This is a genomic window from Mariniluteicoccus endophyticus, from assembly GCF_054780035.1.
In genome coordinates this window covers 76,398-90,958 of the sequence record NZ_BAAGXC010000004.1, presented here as the reverse complement: position 1 = coordinate 90,958, position 14,561 = coordinate 76,398, and the positions used below count along the sequence as shown (strand labels likewise).

Genomic DNA, 14,561 nt, shown 5'->3' with positions numbered 1-14,561 from the left:
TTGGTCACCACACGACGTTCACTCATCGACAACCCCATCCATGCATGGTCGTCCCACGCGGGCATCTCGAGATGAGTCAACGCGCGAGTAGACCCTCAGAGGAGGGGCGGATAAAGTACGCCCGCGGGGTGCGACCCGCTTCAAGATAGGGGGAAAGATCATGAGAGTACTTCCATCGGCCGTTTGGTCGGTACGCAAGATCAACATAGGCTTCATCGTCTTACTGGCAGTCTTCGGAACACTGCTGGGCACTGGAAACGCTACGCCTGCACACGCGGCTCAAAACGACAACATTGTTGTCAACATCACATCTCTCGAACGCACGACGTCCACCGGAGAGTCTCAGCCGGGGACCATGAATGTCTGGAACTGGGCTAAGTTCACCTTCACTTGGGACGCTTCGGACGCCAATCCGCGGCCCAACGACTCTTTTTCAATCCAACTGCCGCCCCAGCTTCAGATGAAGGAAGAGACCACCATTCCCCTGAGCGATGCATCTGGGAAATCCTCGGGGCAGTGCGTAATTTCCAAGACCGAGGTCGTTTGCACGTTTAACGACACCATCGTGGGCAAAACTGACATCAAGGGATCGGGGTCCGGTATCGTCCAGGCCACCCAGTCAACGACCACCAACACGGTTGACTTTGTTCTCAATGGACAGGCGACCCCTGTGCCGCTGCCCAACGGTTCCCCCATCATCGACACCGATGCCACGTATAGCCCTTGGTGGGTTGGGAAATGGGAGCCGAACCTGAGCCTTTCGGATACGGTGATGCCGTGGCAGATCGCTTTTGGCAGCACGTTCGTGCTCGATAAGACGGGGCAGTCCGCTGATGCTGTCAACTTCACCTTCGTCGACAAGCTCGGGCCCGGCCACACTTTCGTCACCGATCCCACCCAGTGGGAATTGCGGGCCTACTCCAGTGCCACTAATCCGGATTCGTCTGCCGAGCCGGTCACCGATGCCACTGGTGCCGTCCTCAACACCGACTACGGCGCACCCAAGCTGTCGGTGACGTTCAACCAAGCCCGTACTGAGGCGACGATCACCATCACGGGGTCACTGAACCGCGACACGAACTACACGATCGCGTACAACACGATTCCCGATGGCGGCAAGGTGCAGCCCGGAGTTATCTACCGTAACGAGTCAACGACACCGATCACCGACTACACCGTCACCAACCAGGCGACCTACGTCGAGTCATTCACCATCACCGTGGAGATGAAGGACGGGTTCGGCAACTTCCAAGCCACCAAGTTTCTGACGGGTACCGGCGCTTCGGGAATTCCGAGCAACACGGCGTTCAAGCTCCAAGCCACGTGGGTCCTCCCCGCGGGAAAGACCGCCGCCGACTACCCCGGATGGACGCCGCCGTCCAACCCGATCGAACTTTCGGTGAGCCCCGGCGGCACGGTGGTCAACCCCATAGCACTGCCCGTGGGCACAACCGTCACGCTGAGTGAGAACACCGCTGCCACCGATCCGGCAATCACCACGGTCACGTGGGGCGAACCCCAGTTCACCGTCAACAATGCCACGGGGCCAACCGCCCAGTTCAGCATCGGTAACCAGACCCAAACCAAGGTGAACGTGACGAACACGGCGAACCTCATTCCGACGCCCACGCCGACCGCGACGCCCACGCCCACGCCGACCGCGACGCCCACGCCCACGCCGACCGCGACGCCCACGCCCACGCCCACGCCGACCGCGACGCCCACGCCCACGCCCACGACCGCGACGCCCACGCCGACCGCGACGCCCACGCCCACGCCCACGCCGACCGCGACGCCCGCGCCCATGCGGCCGGCTGGTCCTAGCCAGCCGCCGACGGCCACCGGAACTCCTGGACTGGCCAACACGGGTGCTGATGCTCGTGACATGGCCGTGGCTGGGATCGGTGTGGTTCTTCTGGCAGCCGGCGGGACAACCCTGGCGCTGCGACGCAATCGCCGCTGACGTCCGGGATCCCTGACGTCCGGGATTCATAGACCGGCTGAAAAGAAGCGACCCGGGTGCCGCCTCTGTGGGGGCACCCGGGTCGTTATCGTTGCGGTAGGTCACTCTGAAAGTTAGACGTCTTTTATGAGATTCTTTTACGAGGCTCGCCGGGGGAGCCAATCCTGATGACTCATGTCAAGATGCCCGCTTGGTTTGAGTCGTTGACTCATCTCAAGACGCCCGCGTGCAGGGGGCGCTGATCTTGCGTTTGGAGGAGTAGACGCCGTGGGCGGTTGGGGCGTTGTGGGACGGGGCCGCGGCGTCGTGCGAGTTCGATCAGGTTGGTGGCCGGGGACATGCCACACAACAGCGCGGCCTGGTCGTCGGTGAGGTCGAGCTCGCCGTGGGCGCGCAGCGAGGTCACCAGCTGCGGCAGGGCCGGGCCGAGCCGTTTGCCGGTCGGACCGTCGAGCACGGCCCAGCACACCCGTAACGCCTCGATGATGGTGTCGTCGTACTTCACCGCCGGTGGGCGGGACCTGCGCTGTGGTGGCGGCTGGTCCCCCAACGCGATCGCGGTCCGCAGGGCCTTGCGGGCGTGGTCGCGGTGCCAGCCGGTGGCTTGGCACAACGCGTCGAGGACCTCGCCCTTCTCGGCCCTGGATCCCTTGGCGTACTTGACCCTCATCGCCTTGGTCACCACACGACGTTCACTCATCGACAACCCCATCCATGCATGGTCGTCCCACGCGGGCATCTTGAGATGAGTCAACGACCCTACCTACGCGGGCATCTTTGATGAGTCAACGCGCGGTTTTGTCTCAGGGCACGTTCCGGGTAGAGTGATGCGTCGGTTATGACGCTGTCGTGCCCCCGTTCGTGGAAGGGACGGTAATGACCTCGCATCGCACCTCGGAGGCTCGCTCGGGGCTGGTCCTCAACACCCACGACCTTGGTCGGGGGGCGGGTTCGATGATGACGGTCGAGACCGTCATCGACGCACCCGAGGGCATCGGCAGCGAAATAATCGGCGTACCACCCACGTCGCCGATCCGGCTCGACCTCAGGCTCGAGGCGGTCGTCGAGGGGGTGCTGGTCACCGGAACCGCCGAGGTGCAGGTGGTCGGGGAGTGCGGGCGCTGTCTGGACAAGATCGAGGAAGACCTCGAGATCGACATCCAGGAGCTCTACGTCCATCCCGGCTCCGACTTCGACGAGGACGAGGCCAGCCGCATGGAGGGCGAGATGATCGATCTGGAGCCCCTCGTGCGCGACGAGGTGGTGCTGGAGATGCCGCTGCAGCCGCTGTGCCGGGACGACTGCGAGGGACTGTGCCCCACCTGTGGGCTCAACCTCAACGACAACCCCGACCACGACCACGGTGACGCGATCGACCCCCGGTGGGGCGATCTCGCCGCTTGGGCCAAGCGGGCCTCCGACGACTGACCCGCACGTCACGACGTGCACCTTCGGGCCACCCGGTCCGATCGACGACTAGGAGAGACCAGTGGCAGTTCCCAAGCGGAAGATGTCCCGCAGCAACACGCGTCACCGCCGCTCGCAGTGGAAGGCCGCCGCGCCGACCCTCGTGACCTGCGCCAACCCGGCGTGCCGCGAGAAGCACCTGCCCCACACCGCCTGCGGTGCCTGCGGCCAGTACGGTCCGCGCACCGCGCGTCGTCAGGTCCTCGAGTCCTGATCGACGCTCGCCCGTGAGCGTCACAGACCGCGCCGAGTCCGCCCCGAGCGGCTTCGAGGTCCTGTGCACCGAGCTGGGGGTCCCTGTGGACCCCCAGCTCTTCGTGCTGGCCCTGACCCACCGCTCGTACGCGTACGAGAACGGCGGGCTGCCGACCAACGAGCGACTCGAGTTCCTCGGCGACTCGGTCCTCGGCGTCGTGGTCACCGACCACCTGTACTCGACCCATCCGGACCTGTCGGAGGGTGAGCTGGCCAAGCTCCGTGCCGCGGTGGTCAATGCTCGCGCCCTCGCCAAGGTCGCACGCAGTCTCGACGTGGGTCCCCTGATCCGGCTCGGCAGGGGAGAGGTCACCACCGGCGGCCACGACAAGTCGTCCATCCTGGCCGACACGATGGAGGCGCTCATCGGCGCCACCTACTTGGCCCACGGCATCGACGGTGCACGCGTGTTCGTCCACCACCTGTTCGACCCGCTCATGCAGGAGGCCGCCAACCTCGGGGCGGGGCTCGACTGGAAGACCTCGCTGCAGGAGCTCTCGTCGAACGCCGGGCTCGGCGTACCCCACTACGAGATCACCGAGTCGGGACCCGACCACGACAAGCGCTTCGAGGCCACTGTCGTCATCGGCGACCTCTCGTTCGGCCCTGGCAAGGGGCGCAACAAGAAGCAGGCCGAGCAGGAGGCCGCTGGCATGGGCTTCGCCGAGCTGCAGAAGATCTACGAGTCGCTGACCGACGACGCGAAGGGCTGACATGCCCGAGCTGCCCGAGGTCGAGGTCGTCCGCGGCGGGCTCGCGCGACATCTCACCGGGCGCACCGTCGCCGACGTCGAGGTCCTCCACCCGCGCCCCGTGCGCCGCCACCTGGCCGGCGCCGACGACTTCGCCGTGACCCTGCGCGGTCGGACCTTCGCCGAGCCGAGGCGACGTGGCAAATACTTGTGGCTCCCATTGGCCGACGGCGACGCCGTGCTCGTCCACCTGGGCATGAGCGGCCAGTTCCGCACCGCGGCGCGGGGTGCCGATGACCCGCGGCATCTGCGCGTACGCCTCCAGTTCACCGACGGGGGAGACGAGCTGCGGTTCGTCGACCAGCGCATGTTCGGAGGCCTGTCGCTGTCTCCCGGGGGAGCGGAACTGCCCGGTGAGATCGCCCACATCGCCCGCGACCCCTTCGAACCCGACTACGACGTCGCCGAGGTCGCCCGGCGGTTGCGCGCACGGCGCTCCGGGGTCAAGCGCGTGCTGCTCGACCAGACCGTGGTGTCGGGGATCGGCAACATCTATGCCGACGAGGCCCTGTGGCGTGCCCGCCTCCACCACGAACGGCCTGCGTCCAGGCTCACCCAGAAGGCGGCGGTGGGCCTGCTCGACGCGGCCCGCACCGTCATGGCGGAGGCGCTGGCCCAAGGCGGGACCTCGTTCGACGCCCTCTACGTCAACGTCAACGGGGAGTCGGGCTACTTCGAGCGGTCGCTCGAGGCGTACGGACGCGAGGGCGAGCCCTGCCGCCGTTGCGGGGAGGCGATCCGGCGTACGGCCTTCATGAACAGGTCCTCCTACTTCTGCCCCTCCTGCCAGCGTCCCCCTCGTGGCGTTTCAGCAAAGGGCTCGAAGCGGTCTAGGGTGGTGAAATCGTGAACAAGCTTGCCCACTACGTCTTCGTGCGCCACCGCCACAACTGGATGCAATTCATCCGGTTCGGGGCCGTCGGCGGGTCCGGCGTGCTGGTCAACCAGATCGTCCTCATCATCCTGCGCAAGCTGTTCGGCGGTGACTACCGCGGGGTGGCGTTCCCCGTCCCCCTGACCGACTTCAACGTCCGATGGTTCGTCATCTTCACCACGCTGGCGTTCCTGGTCGCAAACATCTGGAACTTCCAGCTCAACCGGACGTGGACGTTCAAGTCGGGCAAGCACGCGGGATGGTGGAAGGAGTTCCTCCCCTTCCTCGCGGTCGGCTCGGTGGCGTACGCCGTGGGCCAGATCCTCATCCAGCTGATGCTGTGGCACGGGTCGCCGGTCGAGCTCCGCCAGCTGTTCCCGGTGCTCGACGACTCGAGCGGGCTGCGGACGGCGCTGTACTGGGCCAACCTGGTCCAGATCGTGCTGACGATGCCGATCAACTTCGTGGTCAACAAGCTGTGGACGTTCCGGGCCGTCCGTGGCAAGCGCGCCCATCCCGAGATCGACCTGCCGATGGTGGCCCCCGCCGTCGCGCCCGAGGTCGTCGACGAAGAGGGCAACCCCCTGCCTGAGGCCGAAGTACGGGACTGAGCCGTGCACCTGAAGAGCCTGACGCTCCGCGGCTTCAAGTCCTTCGCCTCGGCCACCACGCTCGACTTCGAGCCCGGCATCACCTGTGTTGTAGGCCCCAACGGGTCGGGCAAGTCCAACGTCGTGGACGCCCTCGCCTGGGTGATGGGCGCCCAGGCCGCCAAGTCGCTGCGGGGCGGCAAGATGGAAGACGTCATCTTTGCCGGCACCGCCGGCCGCGCCCCGCTGGGCCGCGCCGAGGTGTCGCTGACCATCGACAACACCGATGGCGCGCTGCCGATCGAGTACAGCGAGGTCACCATCTCGCGCACGATGTTCCGCAACGGCGGCTCCGAATACCAGATCAACGGCGCCAACGCCCGACTCCTCGACGTCCAAGAGCTGCTGTCCGACTCCGGCATCGGCCGCGAGATGCACGTCATCGTCGGTCAGGGACAGCTCGACTCCATCCTGCAGGCCACGCCCGAGGGTCGGCGAGGGTTCATCGAGGAGGCCGCAGGCGTCCTCAAGCACCGCCGCCGCAAGGAGAAGGCGCTGCGCAAGCTCGAGTCGACCGAGGGCAACCTCAACCGCCTCAACGACCTCATCGGGGAGATCCGCCGCCAGCTCAAGCCCTTGGGACGTCAGGCCGAGGTCGCGCGCAAGGCAGCGGTCATCCAGCTCGAGGCGCGTGATGCCCGCGCCCGGCTGCTCGCCGACGATCTCGTCCAGGCGAGGCTCGCGCTCGAGTCCGACCTCGCCGACGAGGAGGCGCTGCGCACGCGTCGCGCCCAGGTCGAGGCGGCGCTGGAGCAGGCACGCCACGTCGAGGCGGACGCCGAGCAGGGCGTACGCGACGGGCTGCCGGCGCTCCAGCAGGCCCAGGAGACCTGGTACGCGCTCTCGTCGCTGAGGGAACGGGTGGCCTCCACCGCGTCCATCGCCGCGGAGCGCGTGCGCAACGCGGCGAACCAGGCGACCGAGGAGCGCCAGGGCCGAGACCCGGCGATGATGGAGGCCGAAGCCGACGAGGTGGGCCGCCAGGAGGCCGCTCTGCGCGAGGAAGCCGTGACGCGCGGGGAGGCCCTCGCCGAGGCCACCCGCGTACGCAACGGGCTCGAGCTGGCCCACGCCGCGGAGGAGAAGCGGCTCAACGACCACCTGCGTGCCGTGGCCGACCGGCGCGAGGGTCTGGCCCGCCTGTCGGGCCAGGTCAGCTCGCTGCGCTCGCGCTCGGAGGCGGTGGTCGCCGAGATCAACCGCCTCGAGGAGTCGCGAGACGCCGCCCGCGACCGCGCCGAGCGGGCAACGAAGGAGTTCACCGCGCTGGAGTCGAAGGTTGCTGGCCTCGATGCCGGCGAGGTCGACCTCGACGGCGAGCACGAGGGGGCCGAGCAGGCGCTCGAGGTCGTGCGTCAGGAGGTCGCCGAGCTACAGAAGCAGGAACAGACGGCCAGCCAGGAACGGGCCGCCGCTGCGGCCCGGCTCGAGGCGCTGAGGCTCGGACTCGACCGCAAGGACGCGTCCGCCGCGCTGCTGGCCGCCGGTGACCGGGTGTGCGGGCTGCTGGGCTCGGTGGCCGCGCTGGTGACGGTGGAGCCGGGATTCGAGGCCGCCGTCTCGGCCGCGCTCGGGTCGGCCGCCGATGCCGTCGCCATGGTAGACGTCGATGCCGTCGTCGGCGCCCTCGACCTGCTGAAGGACGAAGACCTGGGTCGTGCGGGGATCCTCGTCCCGGGCGTCGGGAACGACACCGAGGCGTGGCCGGCGCTGCCGTCGTGGGCCCGCTACGCCGCGGACGTCGTGACGTGCGAGGGCGAGCTGTGGGGATCGGTGGTCCGTGTGCTGCGCAAGGTAGCGGTCGTCGACGACCTGCCGTCAGCACGTCGGCTGGTCGGTGAGCTGCCCGACGTCACCGCCGTCACGCGCGACGGGGACATCCTGTCGGCCTGGTTCGCCTCCGGCGGCTCGGGCAACAAGCAGTCGCTCATCGAGGTCCAAGCCGCGGTCGACGAGGCCGAGCGGCGCCTCGTGGCCGCCGACCACTCCCTGGAGCGCGTCCGGTTCGAGCTCGGCGAGGTCGCCGGGCGGCTCACTGAGGCTTCCGAACGTGTCGAGGTGGCCGTGGCTCGCCTCCACGAGTCGGACGCCGCCATGGCCGCGCTCGCCGAGGAGCTCGGCCAGCTCCAGTCGACCGCCAATCAGGCACGCGGTGAGGCGGAACGTCTCGAGGCCTCGATCACACGCGCCCGCGAGGGCCAGGACGCCGACGCGGCGAAGCTGGCGGAGCTGGAGGTGCGGCTGGCCAACGCGTCGGCGGAGGACATCGACGAAGAGGTCGACCCCGCCGAGCGCGACCGGCTCGCCGACGATGCCCGTCGGGCGCGTCAGGCCGAGATGGACGCCCGCCTTGCGCTGCGGACGGTCGAGGAGCGCGTACGCGGACTGTCCGGCCGCGCCGACGCGCTGCGCCGAGCGGCCGCCAACGAGCGGCAGGCCCGCGAGCGCGCCGCCGCACGTCGGCGCCAGCTCGAGCGTGAGGCCGAGGTCGCCCGCGCCGTCAAGACCGCCGCCGAGTGGCTCGTGGACCGCGTGGAGAGCTCCCGCGACCAGGCCGACGCGCGACGCCGCCGCGCCGAGCAGGCACGCATCGAGGCGGAGCAGGCGCTGTCGGCCGCACGCCAGCGCTCCCGCGAGTTGTCCGCGGAGCTCCAGAAGCTCGTCGACACCGTCCACCGCGACGAGATCGCCCGCGCCCAGCAGCGCATGCGCGTCGAGAACCTGGCCGAGAAGGCCATGGAGGAGCTCGGCCTCGACGCCGAGACGTTGATGGGGGAGTTCGGCCCCGAGATTCCGGTGCCCCTCCTCACCCGACCGGACGGCTCCGCGCTCACCGATGACGACGAGCGGCCCGATCCGGTGCCGTTCGTGCGGGCCGAGCAGGAGAAGCGGCTGCGCCGCGCCGAGAAGAACCTCTCGGTCCTGGGGCGTGTCAACCCGCTCGCGCTCGAGGAGTTCGACGCGATGCAGGAGCGCCACCAGTTCCTGTCCGAACAGCTCGCCGACCTGCAGCGCACGCGCAAGGACCTCACCGATCTCATCGCCGAGGTCGACGACCGCGTCGAGAAGGTCTTCGCCCAGGCGTACGTCGATGTCGAGACCGCCTTCGCCCAGGTCTTCGCCACGTTGTTCCCCGGGGGCGAGGGGCGGCTGGTCCTCACCGAACCGGGGCAGTGGCTCACGACCGGTGTGGAGGTCGAGGCGCGGCCGGCCGGCAAGAAGGTCAAGCGGCTGTCGCTGCTATCGGGCGGGGAGCGGTCCCTGGTGGCCGTTGCGTTCCTGGTGTCGCTGTTCATCGCGCGGCCAAGCCCGTTCTACATTCTCGACGAGGTCGAGGCCGCGCTCGACGACACCAACCTCGGGCGCCTGCTGGAGATCTACGAGCAGCTGCGCGAGAGTTCGCAGCTGCTGGTGATCACCCACCAGAAGCGGACGATGGAGATCGCCGACGCGCTCTACGGCGTGACGATGCGCGGGGACGGCGTGTCGACGGTGATCTCCCAGCGCCTGAAGGACTGATCGCGGAGGCCCGGGCCCACAACGTCACCGGATCGTGATCGTCCCCCGTTTGAGTCACACGAGTCACACGGGTCACAATGGACACGCCTGCCAGCTGGTCGTCGGCAGCACCTTCCCCGGTCCAGACCCTCCGAAAGGCCTTCCCCATGGGTTCGATCATCCTGTCCATGCTCTTCGTCGTGCTCGTCGGCACGTTCGTCATCGGTGCCGTCGCCGTCGGGATGCGCGGCAAGGGCAAGCAGCAGCACCCGAAGGTCGCCGACGCCTTCGCACGCGCGGCCATGGCGCTGAACGGCGAGGCAGAGGTGCCCGCCTCCCTGCAGCGCGCCTTCCGCTGACACCTCCGCACACGCCCGAACAACCGGAACGGGGCCCGGCCAGAGCGATCTGGTCGGGCCCCGTCGTGCACCGGGGTCAGTGGCGGCGTCGAACCAGCGCTGCGCCGCTCAGCAGAGCCAGCAGCCCGGCCAACGCCGGGGTCGCGTCGGAGGCGCCCGTCGCGGCGAGCCCGCCACGGTCTTGTCGCACGCCGGGATCCACCGGCTTCGGGGCCGGCGCCGGCCGCTCGCCGGGAATGGCGGGCTGCGGTGCCGGGCTCCCGCCGGCCGGTCGCGTCGGCGACGAGCCGTTCCCGTCCGGGAGCGGGGATGCGGGCGGGGTCCCCGGCGTGCCGCACTCCCCGCGACGCAGCGTACGCAGGTCGGAGTAGGTCACGCCGCCGTGCGGATCACGCGCGACGACGTACCAGCCGTTCGACCCCGCCGGCACGTCCGCCCAGGTCGCAGTCAGGCGCGTACCGCTGGCCACGTCGGGGAACGTGGCGATCGGCTGGGCGGTCAGCACGTCGACACTCAGCGCGTCCGTCGACAGCGACTTCGTCGCGGGCGTCAACCCCAGGTCGGCGTAGGGGATCGTGAACTCCTGGTGCTGCGGCTCCAGGTTGGGATCGCTGGAGTCGTAGTCGGCCAGCGTCGGCGAGTAGGTGCGCGAGACGATCTGGCCCGACCGGTTGTCGAAGTGCATCAGCCGCAGGTAACCCTGGCCGCCCTCCGGCAGTCCCTGGTAGTCGAACAGCACGGAGTGGACGGTGCGGTCCGGGGTGCCGTCGCCGTTGTCGTCCAGCGCGTCGGTGCGGTGGTAGGCGTCGTGGTAATGCCCCGAGAACACGGTGATGACGTTCGGGTTGGGGCGTACGACCTCGTCGAAGACGCGCTGGGGGATCGGGCCGAGACCACCGGTGGTGAGCATGTATTCGTGCAGATTGATCATCACCTTGCGCTCGGGGAAACGGCGGATCACGTCGTTCATCCACGCGATCTGCTCGTCCCCGGGACCCCAGCCCATGTAGAGCATCACGAAGTCCATGCCGCCTGCCGACAGCAGGTCGTAGTGGCCGCGGTTGTTCTGGTGGGAACCGCCGTACCACGGGTTGCCGGCGTAGCGGGCCTCGCCGAAGTGCTGGCCGTACTGGGTGTAGTCGACCAGCTGGTGCGACACGTCATGGTTGCCCGCGAGCACCCCGTAGGGCAGCCGCGCCTGGTCGAGCTTCGCGTACGCGGGGTCGGCGTTCTCGTACTGGTGGGCGATCAGGTTGTTGTCGACGATGTCGCCGGTGTGGAAGACGTACTGCAGGTTCAGTTCCGCGCGGCGGTCCAGGAAGTAGTCGTGGATGCCGAGCTGGTGCTTGTAGAACGCGTCGTTGGCGTTGTAGTACTGCGTGTCGGACTCCCAGCCGAAGGTGAAGTCGTACGCGGACCGCGGCGTGTCGTCCGGGTGGGCGGGGGTGACGGCCGTGTCCCGGCCGCTGAGGTTCTCCCCGGCGTAGCCCACCGAGTGCTGGACGAGCACCTGGATGCGGCCGTCACGGGTGTGGTCGGTGGCCGGGACCATGGCCTCCAGCGTGAACGGCGCGGTCGACCCGGTCACCCGCTGAGCCACGTTCTCCCACTGGCCCGTGCGGGTGTTCATGACCGACATGACCACGCGGGAGTTGGCGTTGGCGGCGCCGGTCCACCGGATGCGGGCCTGGTGGTCGGGGCCGGCATCGGCCGGAACCGCCACCTCGAACAGTTGGTAGGGCAGCTGGTCGGACGACTCGGTGGTCACCGAACGTTGGTCGACGGCCGCCAGCGCGGCCGGATCACCGACGCGGGTGGCGTCGGTGCGGTCTGGCTGGGCAGCGATCCGCGTACGCCCCTCGTAGGCCCCGACCTGGGGCATGCCGGGCACCAGGCGGGTGCCGCGAAGGAACGACACCGCCGTCTGGTCACCGCTGGGGTCGACGACGGTGGCGGCCAGCTCGGCCGGGGTGCAGGGGACGATCCCGAAGTCCTCGGGCGCCTCCAGGCGTACGCCGGGCTGCTCGACCGGGGTCGTGAAGCGGACGGTGCGGGTGGAGGTGTTGCCGACCTTGTCGGTGGCGGTGACGACGAAGGTGTGCTCGCCGGGGGACAGCTGGACCGACGAGGTGTCGTGGGGCAGCGTGACCGGCTGCCCGTCGAGCGTGGCCGAGACGCGCTCGACCCCGGCGCCCGCGTCGGTCGCCGTGGCCGTGAGGGTGATCGGCCCCTGGTAGTCCTTGCCGTCGACCAGCGGCGTGTCGATGACCGGGCCGGTGTTGTCGACGCAGACCTGGCGGGTGAGCGTGTCGGTGCCGTTGGTGGCTGTCACCGGGTAGGTCCCGTCGGGGAGGGTCGTGGTGTCCCACGCGTACCCCACCGCGGTGAACGCGTCGGCGGGCAGCGTGAAGTGGGCGTCGAAGAAGTCGAGTTTGCCCGCGGAGTCACCCATCTGCAGGACCCGGGTCGGGTCGGTGTAGTTCGTCGGCGTGAGCGTGCGACCATCCGGCAGCACCAGGCGCAGGTTCTGGATGGTGAAGTCGTCGTTGTTCTCGTTCGGGTCGATGGCGGGCTTGGCCTTGGTGCCCGCATAGACCGAGACCACCAGTTCGTCGCCCTGCCGGACGTGCTTGAGCGGGACGGGCGTGGAGATCGTCTTCGTGCCGGAGTAGATGCCGTCCTCGAAGATCTTCAGGACTTCCGGGCCGACGAGGATGCCGTTCTTGAAGAACGTGTCGACGTTGCCGGCCTCCATCGCGAACACCGGCTCGCCGCCCAGCGTCGGCGTGGTCTGTCCGGTCACGTCGTGTCCGGCCACGGACAGGCGCAGGCCCTGCGAGCGGGCGCGACCGTCCGCGGAGACGGTCGTGGTGCCCCGCAGGCACTGCCCCTCGACCACGGACAGCCCCAGCGGGGCGGTGTCGACGCCGGTGACCGTCGAGCGCGTCGTCGGCGACGTGGTCAGGTGGGTGCCGTCGCCGGCGGTCCAGTAGTGGTCGACGTGGCGCTTGCCGGTGAGGTCGGCGGCGGCGACGGTGTGGCGGTAGGTCCCGTCGGGGCCGGCCGCGACCGTGGTGGGGGTGTAGGCCTGGTCGACGTCGCTCTTGGTCCACAGGGTGACGGTCCGCACGGCGACGTCGTCGGTGATGGTGGCCGAGAACGTGAAGTCCTGGCCGGGGGCGATGTCGCTGGCGGTGGAGTCGGTCACGGCCGGGGCGGTGGTGTCGGCCGGCGTCGCGACGCACAGCGGGGTCTGCTCGGGCGTGGTGGCGCCGGGGGTCGCCGGGGCCTTGCCGATCAGCCGCTGGCGCAGCGGGTCGGCCGGGTCGGTGGCGTACTGGATGCCCCGGTCGAGGTCGACGTCGTCGGCTCCGGCGAGGTTGTAGTACGCGCGGTTGATCGGCGTACTCGTGTTGGTGACGATCTCCAGGCCGCGCGGGGAGCCGTTGGCCATGCCGCCGGTGTGGACCTCGACGAGCTGGGTGCCCGCGGCGAGGGTCGTCTTGTAGTAGGCGTTGAAGTCGGCGGCGGTCAGTGCGTCATTGGGGCCGTTCTTGATCCACAGCACCAGGGAGGCACCGGGCTGGATGACCGGATCGCCGGGGCGTGCGGGCCACGCCGCGACCGAGCTGTTGGTGAGGTCTTCCAGCGGGTACAGGTAGTTGAGGTGGAAGTCGGCGTACGCCACGGGCTTGTCGGAGGTGTTGGTGACCTCGATGAACTCGTACCCGTCGGAGCCGCCGACGTTCGCCGAATCCACGACGAGTTCGGTGATCTGCAGCAACGAGGTCGCTGCGGGGGTGCAGTTGCGCGTAGGCGGCGTGGGGGTCGGCGTCGGTGTCGGGACGGTCGTCGGCGTCGCGCTGGGCGATGGGGTCGGTGTGGCGGTGGGGGTCGGTGTGGGGGTGGGGGTCGGTGTGGGACTGGGGGCACCGGGTGTGGCGACGGCGTTGGGCAGGGTGAGGGTCGTCGACGTGGTCGTCGCGGGGACGTGGTCGAAGTGTGCGGTCCGGTTGATGCCCGTCGTGCCGGCCGGGTAGTAGGAGCGGCTGATCTCGGTGCCGGTGGCATCGGAGATGCGGATGCCGCGGGCGCCGCCGTTGGCGAGGCCCGGCTGCCCGGTCATCCGGACGACGCGATAGGCGGTCCCGGGCTGGCCGTTCGCGGCCCAGAAGTCGCGGAAGTCCTGCTCGGTCTTCGTCGTGGTGTCGACGGTGGAGTTGGTGTAGTCGACCCAGAGCACGAGTCGCTCACCGGGCGCGATGGTCGTTCCGGGGGGTACGCCGAGGGCGACGTCCTTCGTGCGGTCGTCGGAGTCGGCATAGATGTAGGCCAGTTTCATGGTCGACAGGTCGACCGGGCTGCTGGTGGGGTTGTGGACCTCGACGAATTCGTAGAGGTCGACACCGGTCACGTCGGGGGCGATCTCGGTGACGACGAGGGCGGGGGCTGGGGACAGCGAGTGCGCGGGGGTCACCGCCAGCGAGGCGAGTGATCCCGACAGCAGCGCGGCCGAGGTGGCCACGGCGATCGCTCGCCGCAGGCCGTGGGGGATGGCAGACAAGGAAACCTCCGGTTAGTGGTCGGGAAGCCAACAACCTGTCGCCGGCGGCTGACATGCCGGGGTGTGTTTCGTTACCTGCAGGTGAACACGGCTCAACCTGCGGCGGGGGTGGCCGTGTCGCGGATGTGGTGCAGGGTGTCCACGATGGCCGTGATCTGCGTGGGGAACATGACGTCGGG

10 protein-coding genes are annotated in these 14,561 nt (G+C 68.9%); 8 read left to right on the top strand and 2 right to left on the bottom strand.

Features of this window, described 5'->3' with window-relative positions; genetic code table 11:
* Positions 1-160: 160 nt before the first annotated feature.
* Positions 161-1,963 carry a DUF7926 domain-containing protein gene (locus ACYVGD_RS02035; RefSeq protein ID WP_460741304.1) on the top strand — a complete coding sequence of 601 codons (1,803 nt, stop codon included), beginning with the start codon at positions 161-163 and terminating at the stop codon, positions 1,961-1,963.
* A gap of 208 nt (positions 1,964-2,171) precedes the next feature.
* Here ACYVGD_RS02035 and ACYVGD_RS02030 read toward each other — a convergent pair whose 3' ends face one another.
* A complete protein-coding gene (locus ACYVGD_RS02030; RefSeq protein ID WP_460741303.1) occupies positions 2,172-2,663 on the bottom strand; it encodes a hypothetical protein in 492 nt (163 codons plus the stop codon).
* 176 nt (positions 2,664-2,839) lie between these two features.
* Between ACYVGD_RS02030 and ACYVGD_RS02025 the strand changes: the two genes are divergently transcribed.
* From ACYVGD_RS02025 to ACYVGD_RS01995, 7 genes are all read left to right on the top strand, one after another.
* Entirely contained in the window at positions 2,840-3,391 is a 552-nt protein-coding gene (locus ACYVGD_RS02025; RefSeq protein WP_460741302.1) for a YceD family protein, read from the top strand.
* Positions 3,392-3,452: 61 nt separating this feature from the next.
* Positions 3,453-3,644 (top strand): 50S ribosomal protein L32, encoded by a 192-nt coding sequence (rpmF, locus tag ACYVGD_RS02020; RefSeq protein WP_460741301.1) that lies wholly within the window; start codon positions 3,453-3,455, stop codon positions 3,642-3,644.
* 13 nt (positions 3,645-3,657) lie between these two features.
* Entirely contained in the window at positions 3,658-4,398 is a 741-nt protein-coding gene (gene rnc / locus ACYVGD_RS02015; protein WP_460741300.1) for a ribonuclease III, read from the top strand.
* A 1-nt stretch (position 4,399) separates the two neighbouring features.
* Positions 4,400-5,287, top strand: coding sequence for a bifunctional DNA-formamidopyrimidine glycosylase/DNA-(apurinic or apyrimidinic site) lyase (gene mutM / locus ACYVGD_RS02010; RefSeq protein ID WP_460741299.1), 888 nt, complete (start codon positions 4,400-4,402; stop codon positions 5,285-5,287).
* The gene (locus tag ACYVGD_RS02005; RefSeq protein ID WP_460741298.1) at positions 5,284-5,922 is read left to right on the top strand and encodes a GtrA family protein; all 639 of its coding nucleotides are present in this window, start codon (positions 5,284-5,286) and stop codon (positions 5,920-5,922) included. The genes mutM and ACYVGD_RS02005 overlap by 4 nt, the downstream gene beginning before the upstream one ends.
* A gap of 3 nt (positions 5,923-5,925) precedes the next feature.
* The gene (gene smc, locus ACYVGD_RS02000; protein ID WP_460741297.1) at positions 5,926-9,480 is read left to right on the top strand and encodes a chromosome segregation protein SMC; all 3,555 of its coding nucleotides are present in this window, start codon (positions 5,926-5,928) and stop codon (positions 9,478-9,480) included.
* Positions 9,481-9,626: 146 nt separating this feature from the next.
* Positions 9,627-9,818 (top strand): hypothetical protein, encoded by a 192-nt coding sequence (locus ACYVGD_RS01995; RefSeq protein WP_460741296.1) that lies wholly within the window; start codon positions 9,627-9,629, stop codon positions 9,816-9,818.
* 76 nt (positions 9,819-9,894) lie between these two features.
* On the opposite strand, the gene ACYVGD_RS01990 is transcribed toward ACYVGD_RS01995, so the two are convergent.
* Entirely contained in the window at positions 9,895-14,382 is a 4,488-nt protein-coding gene (locus ACYVGD_RS01990) for a lamin tail domain-containing protein (protein WP_460741295.1), read from the bottom strand.
* Between the last annotated feature and the right edge of the window lie 179 nt (positions 14,383-14,561).